This is a genomic window from Arthrobacter sp. LAPM80 (genome assembly GCF_046736435.1).
Lineage (GTDB): Bacteria > Actinomycetota > Actinomycetes > Actinomycetales > Micrococcaceae > Specibacter.
In genome coordinates this window covers 1-14864 of the sequence record NZ_JBCHVD010000033.1, presented here as the reverse complement: position 1 = coordinate 14864, position 14864 = coordinate 1, and the positions used below count along the sequence as shown (strand labels likewise).

The window sequence follows — 14864 nt, the reverse complement described above, 5'->3', positions numbered from 1 at the left end:
TTGGACAGCCATTCTTGTAGTTATGCGGAGTACCTTCCTGTATGTTGAGCAGATCACATATTCTTGACCACACGCATGATCATTAGCATGGGGGAATGATTTTCAATGAAGAAAATTCTACGGATCACCGTGGCGCTCTGTGTTCTCGTTTTTAGTGGCTTGGCACCTGCATCTGCAGCCGAAGCGCCACTTCCCGATTCAATGGCGACTGAGGCTGCACTCAGTGGCCAGATTGACGCGCTGGTTGCGAGTCCGCTGGCTCAGGTGACCATGTACAAGTACACGGTTGTCAATGTTCAGAAAACTTCAAACTGGACGAACAAGGCGCTCCAGATTGGCCTCTGCAAGGTGGCAGCAGGGGCTGGAGGAGGTAGGTGCACGATTTCAAACACTTACACCGTTGGAACATCAATCCAAACGAGCCTTGGAATTGGTGTAGCCGACGTTGCCGCAAACCTCGGATTCAGTGCGACAAAGACTGTTTCTGGAACGATCGCTTGGACATCAGGTGTTGCACCGGTTGGCTCGTCTTTTAAGGCCTGGGCCACAGGAACACGTGCTACCTACCAAGTTCAGTACTGGAAGGGAACCAAGGTCACTGGCCAAACAAATGTCAACTGGGTGCTGCAAAGCACATCTGGAACTCTTACTGCGTTCTCCCCAGTTCAGGGCTTCACGGTTGGGCAGTAGTCTTTCACAATGACGCAAAACACGAAGTTGCAACGATGGGCACGCACCGCTGCTTGGGCAGTGTCACTAACAACGACCGTGGTGGGGGCCATTCTCATCGTGGTTGGAAAAACGTCACTGTGGGGTAGGGATCCTAATTCACCAGACACGTACACAGGTCAAACAGTTCAAGTGGGTCTACTTGGTCTTGCTATCCTCTGCGTTGGAATACTGTCTGTTATGGCAGTTCTGATCGCAGAAGGCTACGCAGCTGGCCGACCTGCGGACGAGGCTAATGGCACAGCAGCGCATAAACCCGTGGCCTCGGAATTCTCTGCAGACTGAATAGTGAGTCATGGTCCAGACAGGTCCCACCTACCACCGTCATCTATCCATAAAGAATAGTGCCTCTCCTGATCACCGAAAGGGACTGGGAGAGGCATTGTCATTTTCGGTAGTCGGGTGGTTGGGTAGGCCAAGGAGCTCCCGTTGTCCCATTGCTGGGCTGGGTTACGCCGTGGCTGCCTGCGTGCGACTCTAACCTCATCAGGCTCTCTGAACGCCAACGCAATTGAGTGCTCTGTGGCCGCCGGAACTGCCGAACCGCCCCGAAAGGGGTGTCCCATTTAGACACCGCCAAAGTGTTCCGCAAACCGGTCCTCCACCGGACAGTCCGGCCGCTGACCTGCTGTCATTTTCCATACCCGTCTGCACAGTGGATTGCCGGTTTCCTGGGTTGTGCAGGCGAGTGTTGAGCACTGGTTTTTCAGTACTCCTCTGCACACCTGTCAAGGGCCATGAGCTTGCGCCCACCAGAGGCCAGGTTATCTCGCCCTCCACAATCGCCGCGATCAAGGCACCGCGGGCGGTGCAGCAGGCCATATTCTGGTGGGCCGGCGTCCTGCTTGTCCTGTGCCTGTGGGAGCTGGGCACATGGTTCATCGGCAAGCTGGCTCCCATCGACGCGGCGACGTTCCCGCCGCTGACCGAGCCGCTCCAGCCGTTGTTCGACAGCGATTCCAGCCGCAGGCTCATGATGATCGCGTGGCTTGCGGCCTGCGCGGCGTTGATCAAGGTGGTGCGCAGGCCATGCTTGCTGTCCTAGGCGCCCTGCTGGATCGGGTCTTTGTGATGCGGTCTGCCCGGATCACCTTGCTGTTGTTTGTCTGGTGGCTCGGCTGGGATTTCCTGGTCGGCGACTGACACTCAACAGGCTGCTTGGCACGATCATCGCACCAGGTGATGCCCACGACCTCCGTGCGGCAGCGGCCTGAGTTGGGTGTGGCCGCCGGACAATTACCGCTCCTCCAACACCGACATGTCCTTGGACCTGCACCGTCCGCCAACAGGGGAGCGGATCGGCATGCGGACCGGAACGCAGCCCGCAGCAAAAAGCCGGGCACCCTCGGCAGGGTGCCCGGCAATTTAGCGGTCGTTTCTAGTGCTGGCCGAAGCGTCGTCGTGAAGTGGCCAGCGCGAGCAGGCCGACGATGAGCGCGAGGACTGCACCACCAATCATCAACGGTGAGGTGGCGCCGGTCTGCGCCAAGTCACTCGTACTTGCCCCCGTGGATGACGACGCGGCCGTCGCTTTTCCACTTGCTGCAGCGGAACTTGTGGTTCCGTCAGTGGCGGGGGTGGTTCCAGCTTGCTCCGTGGTGGGAGCGGCTGAAGATTCTGTGGTTGCCGGAGTGGTTTCCGCGGCCGGGGTTGTGGTGGCCGGTGCCGTGGCTGCCGGAGCAGAAGTGGCCGGGGCGGTCGTTGGAACGACCACGTCTGCCAGGACATTGATGCCTGCAAAACCTGCCACGTCACCCGTGGCCTGCTGGACGGTGACCACGTGGTTGCCTGCGACAAGGCCCGGCGGAACCGTCAACGGTGCATTCCCTGCAGCATTGCTGAGCGCCCACTGCGAAGACACTGCCGGCTGTCCGTTTGTGCCGTCACCGTGAACGGCGAGCAGCAGCCATGTGTTGGCAGGGAGGTTGGACAGGGTGAGGTAAGCCCCGCTGTTGAGCCCTGCGGTCGGAACCTTGAGGTCTGCCGGTGACTGGCTCGGCAGTGCTGCCGGATCAACTATGGCAGGCTTTACGGCCGGTGCCGGGGTGGCGGCGGTCCAGTTAACGCCGGGGGTCTTGAAGAAGTTCAACTTCTCCAGGGCCATGCGGCCGCCCAGAGCTGCTGCGCGCTTGGTGAAATCTGTGTAGTTCTTGTTAGCTTGCGGTGACCAACCGACCTCGGCCGTGGCCAAGGTGCGAGGGTACTGGTAGCTTTCCGTCTGATCCATGCCGCGGATCCACTCGCCCCACTGCACGGTTTCCACGCCCAGGATGCGGTCATCACCAATGCCGGGAAGGTATTTGGCCGGATCCCAGTCGTAGTGCGCCTGTAAGGTGCACGGACCGCCACAGGCCCAGGTTCCACCGAACTTCTCGGAATTGTCCTGTTTCTGCGGGATGTAGGTCTTGGACGCGGGGGACAGGATCAGCTTGGCGTTGTTCTTGATGATCTTATCTGATTCACCCTGGCCACCTCCGGTCCAGAGCTGGATGACAGAGTTCGGCGGAAGGGTCGCGGAGCCGTACTCGTTCCATCCAATGACCCGCTTGTTGACGTCGGTGACCTGCTTGGTGAAGGCACCGATCATCGTGTTGTAATCCGCGGTCGTTGTCGAGTAGGACTCGTCGCCGCCGATGTGGATGAACGGTCCGGGGGTCATGGCGGCGATCTGAGCCAGGACTTGCTTGGTAAATTCGTAAGTGACGGGGCTGTCAACGTCAAAGGAACTGACTCCTACGTCGCCGGTGCCCTGTGCATCGGGGGTGAGGTTGCCCGCCTTGGGCTTGGGAGCGGACTTGCCGGTGTTCAGTTGAGGAATGGCATGCAGCGCCGCTGTGGAGTGACCAGGCATGTCGATTTCGGGGATGATCATCATGCCGTTGTCCCCGGCGTACTTCACGATTTCTTTGTAGTCAGCCTTGGTGTAGAAGCCGGTGTGGCCCGGTTCGCTCTGGCTGGGGTTGGTCGTCATGGCGGTCTTACCGGAAATATCGGTCAGGTCCGTGTATTTGATCCCGGCGGGGTTGTCGGCCGCAGCCGGCTGGTCCATGGCGATACGCCAGCCCTGGTCATCGGTGAGGTGGATGTGCAGGACGTTCATCTTGAACTGTGCGGCGTTGTCGATGTGTTCCTTCATTTCATCAACGGTGTAGAAGGAACGCGCCACATCGATGCCCACACCGCGGTGTTCGTAGCGCGGATAGTCACTGATGACTACCCCTTCCACGGTCCAAGGGGTGTTCACCGTGGTCCCTGACTCAATCCACTGCGGGAACAGTTGACGCAGTGTCTGAACACCATTCAACGCACCGGCGGAGGTGTTCGCGGCGATCTTCACCCCACGCGCATCGGCCTGGAGGGTGTAGCTTTCGGGCTTGTCTTCGGACTGGCCCGGCGCCACCGTGAACGCCACATCATTGACGGAAGCGGTCCCGGAGACCACCGGCAGGGCGAACCCGGTGCTCTTGCGCGCCTTCTGCGCGAAGTACGTGGCCGCCGCCACGGCATCGCCGCTGGCCACGATCCTGCTCGAGGGCAGCAGACGGAACGTGCCATCGGCGGTGGATGCCGAAGCGACCGGCTGGGGCACCAACGCCAGACTCTCCGGACGAACCGGCTGGGGTTTCGCGTAGATTTCAAACTCCGAAATCGAGTACCCGTACGTGGACCAGCGAGTGGCCCCCTGCATGCGGATGAACTTGGCATTGGCCACCCCCAGCTGAAGCTCATCAACACGGCCCGGGCCGGTGGCGGAGGTGACTACCTTCGCCTCGGTCCAGTCGGTGCCATTGAGCGAGGTTTGCAGGGTGTACTTTTTGGCCGCGGCGTTGGGCCAGGTGATCTTCACATGGTCGATCGGACCGGCCGTAGCCAGTTCCACCTGCAACCAGGACGCATCAATGTAGTTAGAGGACCACCGGGTGGTGGAATCACCATCAATGGCCATGGCTGCGGTATTACCCGGCAACGCTGTTTCCACACTCGAGGCCGTGGCCGTCCCGGTCAATGCCAAATTCACCGGGGACTCCAGCGGCGCCGGAGGTGGCACCACGATGGGTGCCGCCTGAGCCGGTGAGGCAGTAAAAGTGCCGGGCAACACCGCAGCGAACAAGCCCAAGGCTGCAGCGCAGGCCAGCCCGGCCGTCGTCGTTCTATTCAAAGCTCTCAATCAATTACTCGCTTAACTACTCTTGGACCTCAAGAGGCATCCAGTGGATGAAGTAACGCAGGATGGGTTTTATGCAGTGATGAAACGTTCAACGGCCGTCACAGGACGGACGCGTTCTTCTGCGGGGATGTCGCCGGCAAATGCCAGCCACTGTGCAAACTTGTCGCCCCGCTCCACAAGCTGGCGGTACATGGCCCTTCGCATGAGACTGACTTGCTCTCGGTAGAAGGGCACATCTATGACGTTGATAAGCTCGTCGGGATCGGCCACCATGTCATAGAACTCGTCGATGCCTTCGGGATTGGCAATGTACTTTACTTCCTTGTTGCGGATCATGCGCTGGGCATAAGGGAAGTGGTGGCCGTGGAATTCACACAGAATGTCCTCTCGCCAACCCTCAACATCCTCCCCTGCGGCCAGGGGCAGCAAGCTCCTGCCATGGACACCCGAGGCGTCGGCCCCGGCAATCTCATGGAAGGTGGCGGTGAAGTCGAGCAGGCTGACAAACTTGTCCTCGCGGCGTTCCTGTTCGCCGGGAAGGGCAAGAATGGCAGGTATGCGGTAAATGTCCTCATACATGGCCGGTCCCTTGTCATTGAGCCGATGAGCGCCGGTGAATTCGCCGTGATCAGCTGTGAACATGACGGCTGTTGAATCCGTCAGACCCAACTCATCCAGCACATCCAAGATTCGCCCAATCTCGTGGTCGATCATCGACACGTAGCCCCAGTAGACGGCCGTGAGCTTCTTCCATTCCTCTACGGTGAAGCAGTCAGTGGACCAGTATTCGGCGTACGCCTGCTGCACCATGGGTTTGCCGTGGAACGTCTCGGCAAAGGAACCAGGTAGTTCCACGGTGGCCGGGTCCACCATGTCGTACCACTGTTGCGGAATCAGGTACGGCAGGTGTGGGCCAAAGATATGGCAGGAGAGGAAGAACGGGGTTCCGTCATCTTCGGACAAGGCGCCGGCCGCGAACTCACGCAACTTGGCAATCGTCTGGTCCGCCAGGAAAGCCTCAAAGGTGGCCTCTGTCGGCTGGTCCGTCACACCGGCAATCAAATGCCCCTGACTTCCGTCGGCTCGGGTCGTGTAGACGGGGCTGGAGATGTGGAAGTCGGGGTGGTCGTTGGCTTTGAGCCAGTCCTCATAACCAGGGTCGTCGAAAACGTTCAACGCCCCTGGCAGGTGAATACCTTCAAAGCCGTAATATTCCGGACCACGGTCCTTCCCCACGTGCCACTTGCCCACATGCCCCAAGCGGTAGCCCTGTTCGATCAACGCGGAGGAGAACGTGGGCAAGCCGTCAGGAAGTTCCTCACGGTGGCCCGAATTCCACTCGTAGTTGGCCAACAAGCCATGCTCAAACGGCTGCAAGCCGGTGAGCAGGCTGGCGCGTGCGGGGGTGCAAATGGCCGTTGGCGTGTAGGCCCGGTCAAAAGTTGTCCCGCGTGCTGCCAGCCTGTCCAGGTTTGGAGTGTGCTGGGACGTATTGCCATAGCAGCCAAGCGTGTCGATGCGTTGCTGGTCCGTCATCAGGAACAGCATGTTTTGGCGTCTGGCTGATTGATCTGTAGAGGTCATCGAGAGTTATACCGCCGGTGCGCTGACGAAGAGTTCGGAGTTGTAGAAGGTCTTGGGATCGACAACCTCAGTGATCTTCTTGGAGGCTTTGAACTGCTCCTGCAGTGCGTTTAGCCAGGTGTAGACGGTGCCCTTGGAGGAGAGATCATCCAGTTCCTTGGAGGTGAACAACTTGGCCACGCTGGCCTGGGCAGCCATGTCTTCTTCCTTGAGCTTGAGGAATTTGGCGGTGGCGGCGACGGTCTTGTCTTGGTTTTCGTGGCGGTAGTCGTTGGCGCTCTTGATCACCGAGATGAAGCTGGTAGCCAGTTCCTTGTCCTTGGCGCCGCGGCCCGGGCCGGCCACGAACGTTGAGGGGAAGGTCAGCTGGTCAATGAAGTCTTCGTTGGAGAACAGTTCAACCAAGTCGGGCTGCCCCTTCTTGGCGCTGTCAATCAGCGGGTACCACAGTGCTGCGCCGTCAATTTGCTTCGCGGCGAAGGCCGCCACGATGGCGGGGGGCTCCATGGCGGTGATGTCGAAGTCCTCGCGGGTGAGGCCTTCCTTTTTCAACGCCAAGGAGAACAACTGGTCACCGGAGGTGCCGGTGGGAATGGCGACCTTCTTGCCCTTCAGTGCGGCCAAGGTCTTGAACTCGGGCTGGGCGATGATGCGGTCGGCGTTGGAGACGGAGTTAACAGCCCAGATCTCAGCCTTGCCCGAGGCGGGCAGCCACAATGCGCCGGAGCCGATGTAGGCGACGTCAACGTTGTTGGTGCCCAATGCCTGGATGGCGAGGGGGCCGTTGGTGAAGGGGAGGTACTTCGGCTTCAGACCAGCCTTGGCCCAGTATCCTTCCTGGTCGGCGACAGCCATGAGTCCGGCACCGTTGTAGTCGGCGATGTAGCCAACTTTGATCTCCACCGGATCCTTGGCTCCCTGGCTGGCGCCGGCACCGGCGTCGTTCTTGGCGCCACAGGCAGCTAGAAGGGAGATCGCGGCAGCACCCATGGAGAGCTGGAGTACGTTACGGCGGGAAAATGAAGCGGACATGAGTCCTCCTGGTTGTGTGTGTCCCGTCATCGGAACACTGCTGAAAGGGTAAAAGTTAGAAGATATGTGGGGGAATTACTGCCCGACCGAACGTGCCGGGTTACTGGTGGGCTTCGGCCACACCGGGCTGGTGGTAGACGGCAGCCCACACCTCGGAACGGAGTTTTGCGAACTCGTCTGAGAGTCGCATTTCCTCGGTGCGCGGGTACGGCAGGTCGATCTTGATTTCCTTGAAGATCCGGCCGGGCCTGGCTGCCATGACAATCACCCGGGAGGCCAGGAACACCGATTCGTCGACGTCGTGGGTGACGAACATGACGGTGCGCCGTTCCTTGGTCCAGGTTTGTAGCAATTGTTCCTGCATGTGCACGCGGGTCAGTGCGTCCAAGGCGCCAAAGGGCTCGTCCATGAGGAGAATTTCCGGGTTCACGGCGTAGGCGCGGGCGATGGCGCAGCGCTGTTTCATGCCGCCTGAAAGTTCCTTGGGCAGGGCCTCGGCGAAGCGGGACAAGCCCACAAGCTCCAAGTAGTGGTCCACGATGGCACGGCGTTCCTTGGCCGGAACCTTCTTTAGCTCGAGCCCGAACTCAACGTTCTTGCGAACGGTGAGCCACGGGAACAGGGCATACTGCTGGAAAATGACGCCGGTGCGGGTGCTGGGGCCGTTGACGGGACGGTCATCGACCATGACCCGGCCGCTGGTGGGCTCGAGCAGCCCTGCGGCTGCGTTAAGCATGGTGGACTTACCGCAGCCAGAGGGGCCAACGACGGTGACGAACTCGCCGTCGGCAATGTCTAGATTCACGCCGTCGAGCGCTGTGAACGTGCTACCGGTGAGGGTGAATTCTTGACGCAGATCCTCGAAACGGATCATGGCGTTATTTGTTGTGGTTGTCATGGGGGTCCTTAGCGGCGTTCCTGCCAGCGGGTCAGATGGGCTTCGATCATCAGCAAAAGGCGGTCCATGAGGAGCCCGAGGATGCCGATGACGATCACGTTGACGAGGATGGTGGGCATGTCATAGAACTGCTGTGCCTGTTGCATCCGCATACCGAGGCCGTTGGGGGCGGCCAGAAGCTCGGCGGCAACCACGGTGGCCCAGCCGGCGCCGAGGCCGATGCGCATGCCAACCAAAATGAAGGGAGAGGAGGCAGGCACCACAACGCGCATGAAGATGACGTAGCTGCCGGCGCCCAGAACTCGGGCTGCGTTGATCAGTGTCTTGTCGACGCTGACCACGCCCTGGTAGGTCGAGATGACGCAGGAGAGGAAAGCGGCAAGGAAGATGACGAAGATTTTGGGCGTTTCCCCGATGCCCATGGTCACCATAACGAGGGGGAGCAGGGCCAGCGGGGGAATGGTGCGGAAGAACTGCACCCACGGTTCGATGAGGGCCCGGCCCACCTGGTACCAGCCCATGATGAAGCCGACAGGTACCGCGAGCAGGCTTCCAATCAAAAACCCGCTCAGTACGCGAGCCAGAGAAGCTCCCGTATCTTCGGCCAGTGTGCCGTCAGCTAGTACCTCCCCTCCGCGGAGGAGGACCTCGAGGGGTCCTGGCAAACCGACGACGCCGATGGCGGAAAATAGTGACCATGCGCCAAGGCCCGCAAGGACGGACGCAATGTTGATGGCGAGCAGGGCCCTGCGGCTCAATTTGCGACCGCGCGTAGCGGCCTTCTTTTTCGGAGCCGGGGCTGACACCTTTTGCGCGCGACCGCGTTTGGTGCCGTCCGTGGGGACAGGGGGCGTGTAGACCGAAGTCATGGTGTCTTTTGATGCCATGAAACCAACATATGATACGGATCACATGATGTCAATAGCCTTTACATAAATAGACTTACGCGTTAATTTTGCTGTCATTCAAGGGTTTTAAGGCCCCGCGGCCTGGCTAGCTGGTAGCTAGCCGAGTGTTGTCAGTGCCCAGTGCTTCAGCGCTGTTTGCGCCGCACCCTCGCTTCCCGCGGTGGGGGCGTAGGGCGCCGTAGCGATGGTGGTCGAGCGCGGTCCCAGATCAAGTCGCTGGGCCACCAGCGCTTTACGGACAGGGGCAAGAAGCGCCTCGCCAAATTGTGACAGCTCTCCCGCTATCACCACACGGCTTGGATCGAGCAGTACACAGGCTCCGACAAGGGCCCTGGCGAGGAGTTCGCCAGCCCAATCCACTATGTTGCTGGCAATGCCATGGCCACCGGCTGCCGCCTGTGCCAGGTCGGCAATCGAAGCAAACGACTGGCCGCGATGAGCGGCCTCAACTAGCACGTTGCCCTCGTTGATGAAGCTTTCAAGGCAGCCGTGCTGTCCGCACCAGCAGGGCGGGCCTGCAAAATCGACGCTGATGTGCCCTAGTTCCCCGGCGATTCCGTTGCCGCCGCGCAGTAGCGCACCGTTTGTCACTACGGCGGAGCTGATGCCTGCCGAAAGGACGACGTACAGCAGGTCATCGCTCTCTTTTCCATACGACATAGCCGCAAGCCGGATGTTGTTGTCCCAGAGCAGGGGAGCCGGAAGGACTTCGCGCAGTGGCGCGAGCGACGCCCCCCGGGGGTCGGTTTGTTGTTCAATGTCATCTGCGAGTGACTGTGGATCGGCGTGCCTACTGGCTATGCCAACACCTGTGCCGATTACTGTTTCGGGCCGGATGCGGCCGTCCTTGATGAAGTCACGCAGCATGTCTGCCGCATGGTTGACTTTGGTCTCAAGGCTCACGGAACTGGAGATGTCTACGTGCTCACTGGCCACAGTGGATCCATCGAAACCCATGACGGAGATGCTGATACGGCGACGCCCCAATTCGATGCCAACCGCGGCCCCTGCCTCAGGATTGAGTGAAAGGACCTTGGTAGGTCGGCCGTTGCGCCCCGGTGCGTTCAGTGACTGATCATTCTCCGATATGACTCCGCGCTGGCGCAGTTCCCCGACGATAGCCGAGAGCGTGGTGCGCGAAAGCTTGGTGTCGGTTTCCAATTCTCGGCGGGTGCGGTGTCCGTGGGTCACCAGCGATTCCAGAACCCGCAGCTCATGTCTACGCCGAACCGCTTGCAAGGCGCTGTCATCAGGTGTAAGCATTTTCCCCACACTTTCCACGGGCTATAACCCAGCCACAACCAGTAATTATGTAAAGTCTATTGCCTTTAATGCATTGTGGTCGGTTGCGCCACGGACTTTCGTGCCGTGCAGGGATGTTCCCTACTGCTTGACGGCCCGGACAAAGTCCTGGATGAGTTTGATGTCCTTGACGCCGCGGCTGGATTCCACTCCGCTTGAAACATCCACGCCAAGCGGATGCAACTCGGCTATCAGCTGGGTCACGTTGCCGGGCGTGAGTCCGCCGGCCAGCAACCAGAAGCCGTGGGGGGATCCGCCGTCGAGCACGCCTGCATCAAAGGCAACACCCGCTCCCGGTTCGACGGCGTCAAGCAGGATCCGCTCGGAATCCCAGGAAAGCTTCTCGCTTGCCTTCAAGGCGTTGTAAGCAGTTGCGGAGAACGCGCGCAGCGTGCGGAACCCTTCGTCCCGGACCCGGGCCATGTCCGCGAGGCTCTCGTCCCCGTGCAACTGCACTGTTGTCACCGATGCCAGGCGGGCGGTCCGCACGACCTCGTCGATCGGCTGGTTGCGGAACACCCCCACCGTTTCAACACCCTGCGGCACTTCGCGTCCAAGCGTTGCCGCCAGTTCCGCGGTAATGGTCCGAGGGCTCCCGGGTGCGAAGACAAAGCCAACCGCGTCGGCCCCTGCCTCGACGGCCGCGGCAACAGTTTCTGGTGTCTGCAAACCGCAAATCTTTACGTACATGTGTTTCTTTCGTCCTGACGTGTCCACGGTGCCCCGGCACGCTTGTTTCTCGAGGGAGCCTCAGTGCCATGTTAACAGTGCTCGCTGGGAGCCTGGAATTTTTTGGGCCCCTGCCGTGGTTCAACGAGCATGACAACAATAGGAATTATCGGGGCAGGACACATTGGCAGCCAGGTTGCACGCAAGGCTGTGGAGCTCGGCTACGACGTGGTGATTGGCAATTCGCGTGGACCGGAGACGCTGGCCGGTTTGGTGGCGGAGCTGGGGCCACGGGCCCGGGCTGGAACCTCAGCGGAGGCTGCAGCGGCGGGCGACTTCGCCGTTGTCACCATCCCGTTGAAGAACTACAGGGAACTCCCTGCGGACCTGCTTGAGGGAAAGATCGTGATCGACACACTGAACTACTACTGGGAGCGCGACGGCCATGTCGCCGCCCTCGACGAGGGTCTCGCCACAACGTCCGGGCTGGTGCAGGAACATCTGGCCGGCTCACGCGTGGCCAAGGGATTCAACCACATTGCGGCACCGGACATCACTACCGCGGGTGCTCCTTCCGGCACAGAAAACCGCAGGGCCCTGGCGACGGCCAGCGACCATGCCGATGCGGCCGATCTCGTCACCCGGCTGTATGACGAGTTTGGCTTCGACACCGTCAACATCGGGCCGCTGTCCGAGAGCTGGCGTGTGGAGCGCGACCGCCCGGCCTACGTGGTGCGGCAGAACGCCGTCGAACTTGCCGCGAACCTCGCCAAGGCGCCCCGGATCATCTAAGCGGCTCGGAGGCGTAAAATTTCCGCCAATTTCCTTGCGGGATTCATATGGATTGCGTAAAGACCTCCGCCGCCGGATGCTGGCGGTGGTTCTCTGGAAGTGGAGCACCACCGCCCCCGGTGCGGTGGGTATCCGCGGAAGGTGGAACACCATGGACGGGACGCAGGCGACGGCGAACGGGCAGGACTATGTTTCCATCGACGACGGTGGCGCCTTTTCCTACCACCCGTCGGTTGCGGCGCTGACATCTGGCTTTGAGTACCCCGAAGAGGTTGTCTGCATTGTGGACCGGTCGGGCAACTACTACCGGCTTGTCCTGGATCCGGCGCGGGCCCTTGCGCTCAGCGGTGTTCACGGGCAGGTTGACTTTGCCTGGCTCCGGGACCAATGGGCAGAATCGCAACGGCTGTTTCCAGGGCAGTACAGGATCCGCCGCCACTATCCGAACGCCTTGGCTGTCCTGCTCGCCGACCTGTTCGAGACGTTGGAGCTTGAGCTTCGGATTCAGGATCTGGGCGGATCAGTGGATGATCATGTGCAGGATCCCTATGGCCACACGTACCGGGTTGTCGCCCACGGACAGCACGGCCACCGACCCGTGAAGGCCGAGGCACTGTGGTATGTGGAAGTGGAACGGCCCTGACGGGCGCCGGACTGGGAAAACGCCGGCCTAGGCGAATATGGCGGCCGCAATGCCCCAGATGACGTAGGCGCTGACGGGGACAAGCAACATCCACTCCCGCACGGATCCGGCATTGCCTAGGATGGGCAGGGCAATATTTCCGCTTGGCTTCCAGATGCGCTTGACGAGAGGCACCTTGCGCAGCATCCGGGGCGGCCGGATGCGCAGCGGCCAGAGCAGGTTGCATCCGCCGGTGGTCACCATGTCCCCTGCAATGTGGACGGCGACGCCCAGTGCCATCGCCAGGGGGAACCAGTAGGGTTCCTGCGGCGCAAGGAACGTCACGAATGCACCCACGGCAATACCGACGATCCACGGGAATTTCTGCATGGAGTCGGGGATGAACTTCAAGACCTTTGCCGCAAAGGACGCCAGAAGCACTGACAGCAGTCCCGCACCAGGGAAGATGATGCCATAGTTTGGCAGTTCGACGGTCCACATGCCGGCCAATGCGGCGATGGCCACGAAGACGGCCAATCCAAGGATGGAGTGCGTGCCGTGGCGGTGCCCGCCTGACATCCTGCCAACCTGGACGCACATGATGTTTGACAGCGGCGGCAGGGAATGGGCAATGGTGGCGTTCCTGTGGTCGGCATCCGGAACGAGCGCGGCTCCGGCGGTCACGAGGGCACCCACCACCACTGCGGCAGGATTGAGGTCCAGCAGGCCCATGCCGATTGACACTTGTTCGGGTGCCGACGGCAGCACCTTCGCCAAGGTACCCAGCCCCACATCAAATTGTGTGGTCAGGGCCAGCCAAACGGCGGCGCCACTTGCAGCGTGATGGGGACCCATCATGGGGGCACGTCCTTGCATCCTCGGGTTCTTTGTTCTGATCCCGCAATACGTGGGCAAAACCTGCAGCTGCAAGACTATGCCCGGCCACCGACATTCAGACGCCTTGGCGCAGTCCGCGGGGCTGTTGCCTTTGTCACGGCCCCCTCCGGATGGCTCCTGGACCGGCGGCAATAGGAGTCGGGACAAGGCCCAGGCCCTGCCTTGTGGTCCGCTCGCCCAGCACGACGGCGGCAGCCACCCTTGGAGCGGTGGGTCGGATAGGAGGGTGCCCGGGACTTCCTGAACGGACGGGTTAGGGGATAATTGCTGTGACCGGCCGCGTGAACCACCGTGCGGCCTGCACCGTGGAAACTACAGAAGGAACACAATGTCCTCGCTCAAGCAGCAACTCAAGACTGACGTCGTCGCGCACATGAAGGCAGGCAACAAGGTCGCCCTGACGACTGTTCGCAACGTGCTGGGCGAAATCGAGACACGAGAAAAGGGTGGCAAGACCCCCGTGGAATTCGATGACGCCCAGGTCATCACCTTGCTTCAAAAGGAAGCCGCCAAGCGCCGCGATACGGCCCAGATCTATACAGAAGCTGGCGAATCCGACCGGGCAGCCGCTGAAATCCTCGAAGCCGAGGTCATCGAGGCCTACCTCCCGAAGCCCCTTGACGCGCAAGAGGCTGAGAGCATTGTCGCCCGCATTATCACCGAACTTGAAGTTGAGCACGGGCCCTTATCCATGCGCCAGATGGGTGTGGCCATGAAGCCGGTGCAGGCCGAGATCGCCGGCCGATTCGACGGCAAGGCAGTGTCCGAGATGGTTCGCAAGCGCCTGCAGTAGCCCGTCCTGATCCGGCGGGGTTTTCGCTGGTCCATCTGACGCGGCGGGCCGGCGTGGGCCACGCATCCTCGTCGTGCACCTTTTCGTTTCTGGTTGTTCCAGGGACTGCAAGCACGTGCCATCACCCCTGAAACATGCACCCAGTAAGGCGGAATACCCATGATCCAATTGAAGCAGGACAACGAAGGATTCGTTCGAATGAGCAGGCGCTTCCCGGCCAAGACCCTCATTTCCATTACTTTCACGGATGGCACAACGGGGGAGTACTCCGGGCGCCGGATGAACGAAATCTACGACGAGGCCCTGGCTGCATACAGGCTTGGCAACAATCTCGATGCCAAGGGATTTGATCGCCATCCCACGAAGATTCACCGCAGGAATGGCGTCGATATCGTGCCCGTTGTTTCAGGGATGGCCCCCTAACCGCCTGCTGCCCCCAAGCGCACGCGGCAATCCCTCGCACGTCGAGT

16 protein-coding genes are annotated in these 14864 nt (G+C 60.6%); 8 read left to right on the top strand and 8 right to left on the bottom strand.

All coding sequences use genetic code 11. The annotated features are described in order from the left end of the window. Positions 1 to 105: 105 nt before the first annotated feature. The 3 genes from AAGW05_RS18155 to AAGW05_RS18145 all read left to right on the top strand — a co-directional run bounded on the left by AAGW05_RS18155 (position 106) and on the right by AAGW05_RS18145 (position 1872). The gene (locus AAGW05_RS18155; RefSeq protein ID WP_411805967.1) at positions 106 to 690 is read left to right on the top strand and encodes a hypothetical protein; all 585 of its coding nucleotides are present in this window, start codon (positions 106 to 108) and stop codon (positions 688 to 690) included. A 730-nt stretch (positions 691 to 1420) separates the two neighbouring features. Continuing rightward, positions 1421 to 1774, top strand: coding sequence for a hypothetical protein (locus AAGW05_RS18150; RefSeq protein ID WP_411805966.1), 354 nt, complete (start codon positions 1421 to 1423; stop codon positions 1772 to 1774). Then, entirely contained in the window at positions 1759 to 1872 is a 114-nt protein-coding gene (locus AAGW05_RS18145; RefSeq protein WP_411805965.1) for a DUF6186 family protein, read from the top strand. The genes AAGW05_RS18150 and AAGW05_RS18145 overlap by 16 nt, the downstream gene beginning before the upstream one ends. Positions 1873 to 2107: 235 nt before the next feature. Here the strand turns inward: AAGW05_RS18145 and AAGW05_RS18140 are convergent, their stop codons facing one another. Further along, a complete protein-coding gene (locus AAGW05_RS18140) occupies positions 2108 to 4675 on the bottom strand; it encodes a family 20 glycosylhydrolase (RefSeq protein ID WP_411805964.1) in 2568 nt (855 codons plus the stop codon). Between AAGW05_RS18140 and AAGW05_RS18135 the strand changes: the two genes are divergently transcribed. After that, entirely contained in the window at positions 4674 to 4796 is a 123-nt protein-coding gene (locus AAGW05_RS18135; protein WP_411805963.1) for a hypothetical protein, read from the top strand. The genes AAGW05_RS18140 and AAGW05_RS18135 overlap by 2 nt on opposite strands. 170 nt (positions 4797 to 4966) lie before the next feature. On the opposite strand, the gene AAGW05_RS18130 is transcribed toward AAGW05_RS18135, so the two are convergent. The 6 genes from AAGW05_RS18130 to AAGW05_RS18105 form a co-directional block, all read right to left on the bottom strand. Then, positions 4967 to 6445, bottom strand: coding sequence for a sulfatase-like hydrolase/transferase (locus tag AAGW05_RS18130; protein ID WP_411805968.1), 1479 nt, complete (start codon positions 6443 to 6445; stop codon positions 4967 to 4969). Between the two features lie 42 nt (positions 6446 to 6487). After that, complete coding sequence (locus AAGW05_RS18125) at positions 6488 to 7513, bottom strand: aliphatic sulfonate ABC transporter substrate-binding protein (protein WP_411805962.1); 1026 nt, start codon at positions 7511 to 7513, stop codon at positions 6488 to 6490. Positions 7514 to 7613: 100 nt separating this feature from the next. After that, positions 7614 to 8411: an ABC transporter ATP-binding protein gene (locus tag AAGW05_RS18120; protein WP_411805961.1), complete on the bottom strand. Its 798-nt coding sequence runs from the start codon at positions 8409 to 8411 to the stop codon at positions 7614 to 7616. Positions 8412 to 8419: 8 nt separating this feature from the next. Next, positions 8420 to 9298, bottom strand: coding sequence for an ABC transporter permease (locus AAGW05_RS18115; protein ID WP_411805960.1), 879 nt, complete (start codon positions 9296 to 9298; stop codon positions 8420 to 8422). Between the two features lie 117 nt (positions 9299 to 9415). Further along, the gene (locus AAGW05_RS18110; protein WP_411805959.1) at positions 9416 to 10582 is read right to left on the bottom strand and encodes an ROK family protein; all 1167 of its coding nucleotides are present in this window, start codon (positions 10580 to 10582) and stop codon (positions 9416 to 9418) included. Between the two features lie 120 nt (positions 10583 to 10702). After that, entirely contained in the window at positions 10703 to 11311 is a 609-nt protein-coding gene (locus tag AAGW05_RS18105) for a phosphoribosylanthranilate isomerase (protein ID WP_411805958.1), read from the bottom strand. A gap of 129 nt (positions 11312 to 11440) precedes the next feature. Between AAGW05_RS18105 and AAGW05_RS18100 the strand changes: the two genes are divergently transcribed. Both AAGW05_RS18100 and AAGW05_RS18095 read left to right on the top strand, forming a co-directional pair. Further along, positions 11441 to 12082, top strand: a complete 642-nt coding sequence (locus AAGW05_RS18100) for an NADPH-dependent F420 reductase (RefSeq protein WP_411805957.1) — start codon at positions 11441 to 11443, stop codon at positions 12080 to 12082. 151 nt (positions 12083 to 12233) lie between these two features. Next, entirely contained in the window at positions 12234 to 12725 is a 492-nt protein-coding gene (locus tag AAGW05_RS18095; protein ID WP_411805956.1) for a hypothetical protein, read from the top strand. Positions 12726 to 12752: 27 nt separating this feature from the next. Here the strand turns inward: AAGW05_RS18095 and AAGW05_RS18090 are convergent, their stop codons facing one another. Next, entirely contained in the window at positions 12753 to 13562 is an 810-nt protein-coding gene (locus AAGW05_RS18090) for a metal-dependent hydrolase (protein WP_411805955.1), read from the bottom strand. A gap of 367 nt (positions 13563 to 13929) precedes the next feature. Here AAGW05_RS18090 and AAGW05_RS18085 point away from each other — a divergent pair, with 367 nt between their 5' ends. Both AAGW05_RS18085 and AAGW05_RS18080 read left to right on the top strand, forming a co-directional pair. Then, entirely contained in the window at positions 13930 to 14394 is a 465-nt protein-coding gene (locus tag AAGW05_RS18085; protein WP_411805954.1) for a GatB/YqeY domain-containing protein, read from the top strand. A 159-nt stretch (positions 14395 to 14553) separates the two neighbouring features. Further along, on the top strand, positions 14554 to 14817 hold the full coding sequence (locus AAGW05_RS18080; protein ID WP_411805953.1) for a hypothetical protein: 264 nt from the start codon (positions 14554 to 14556) through the stop codon (positions 14815 to 14817). The last annotated feature ends 47 nt before the right edge of the window (positions 14818 to 14864 follow it).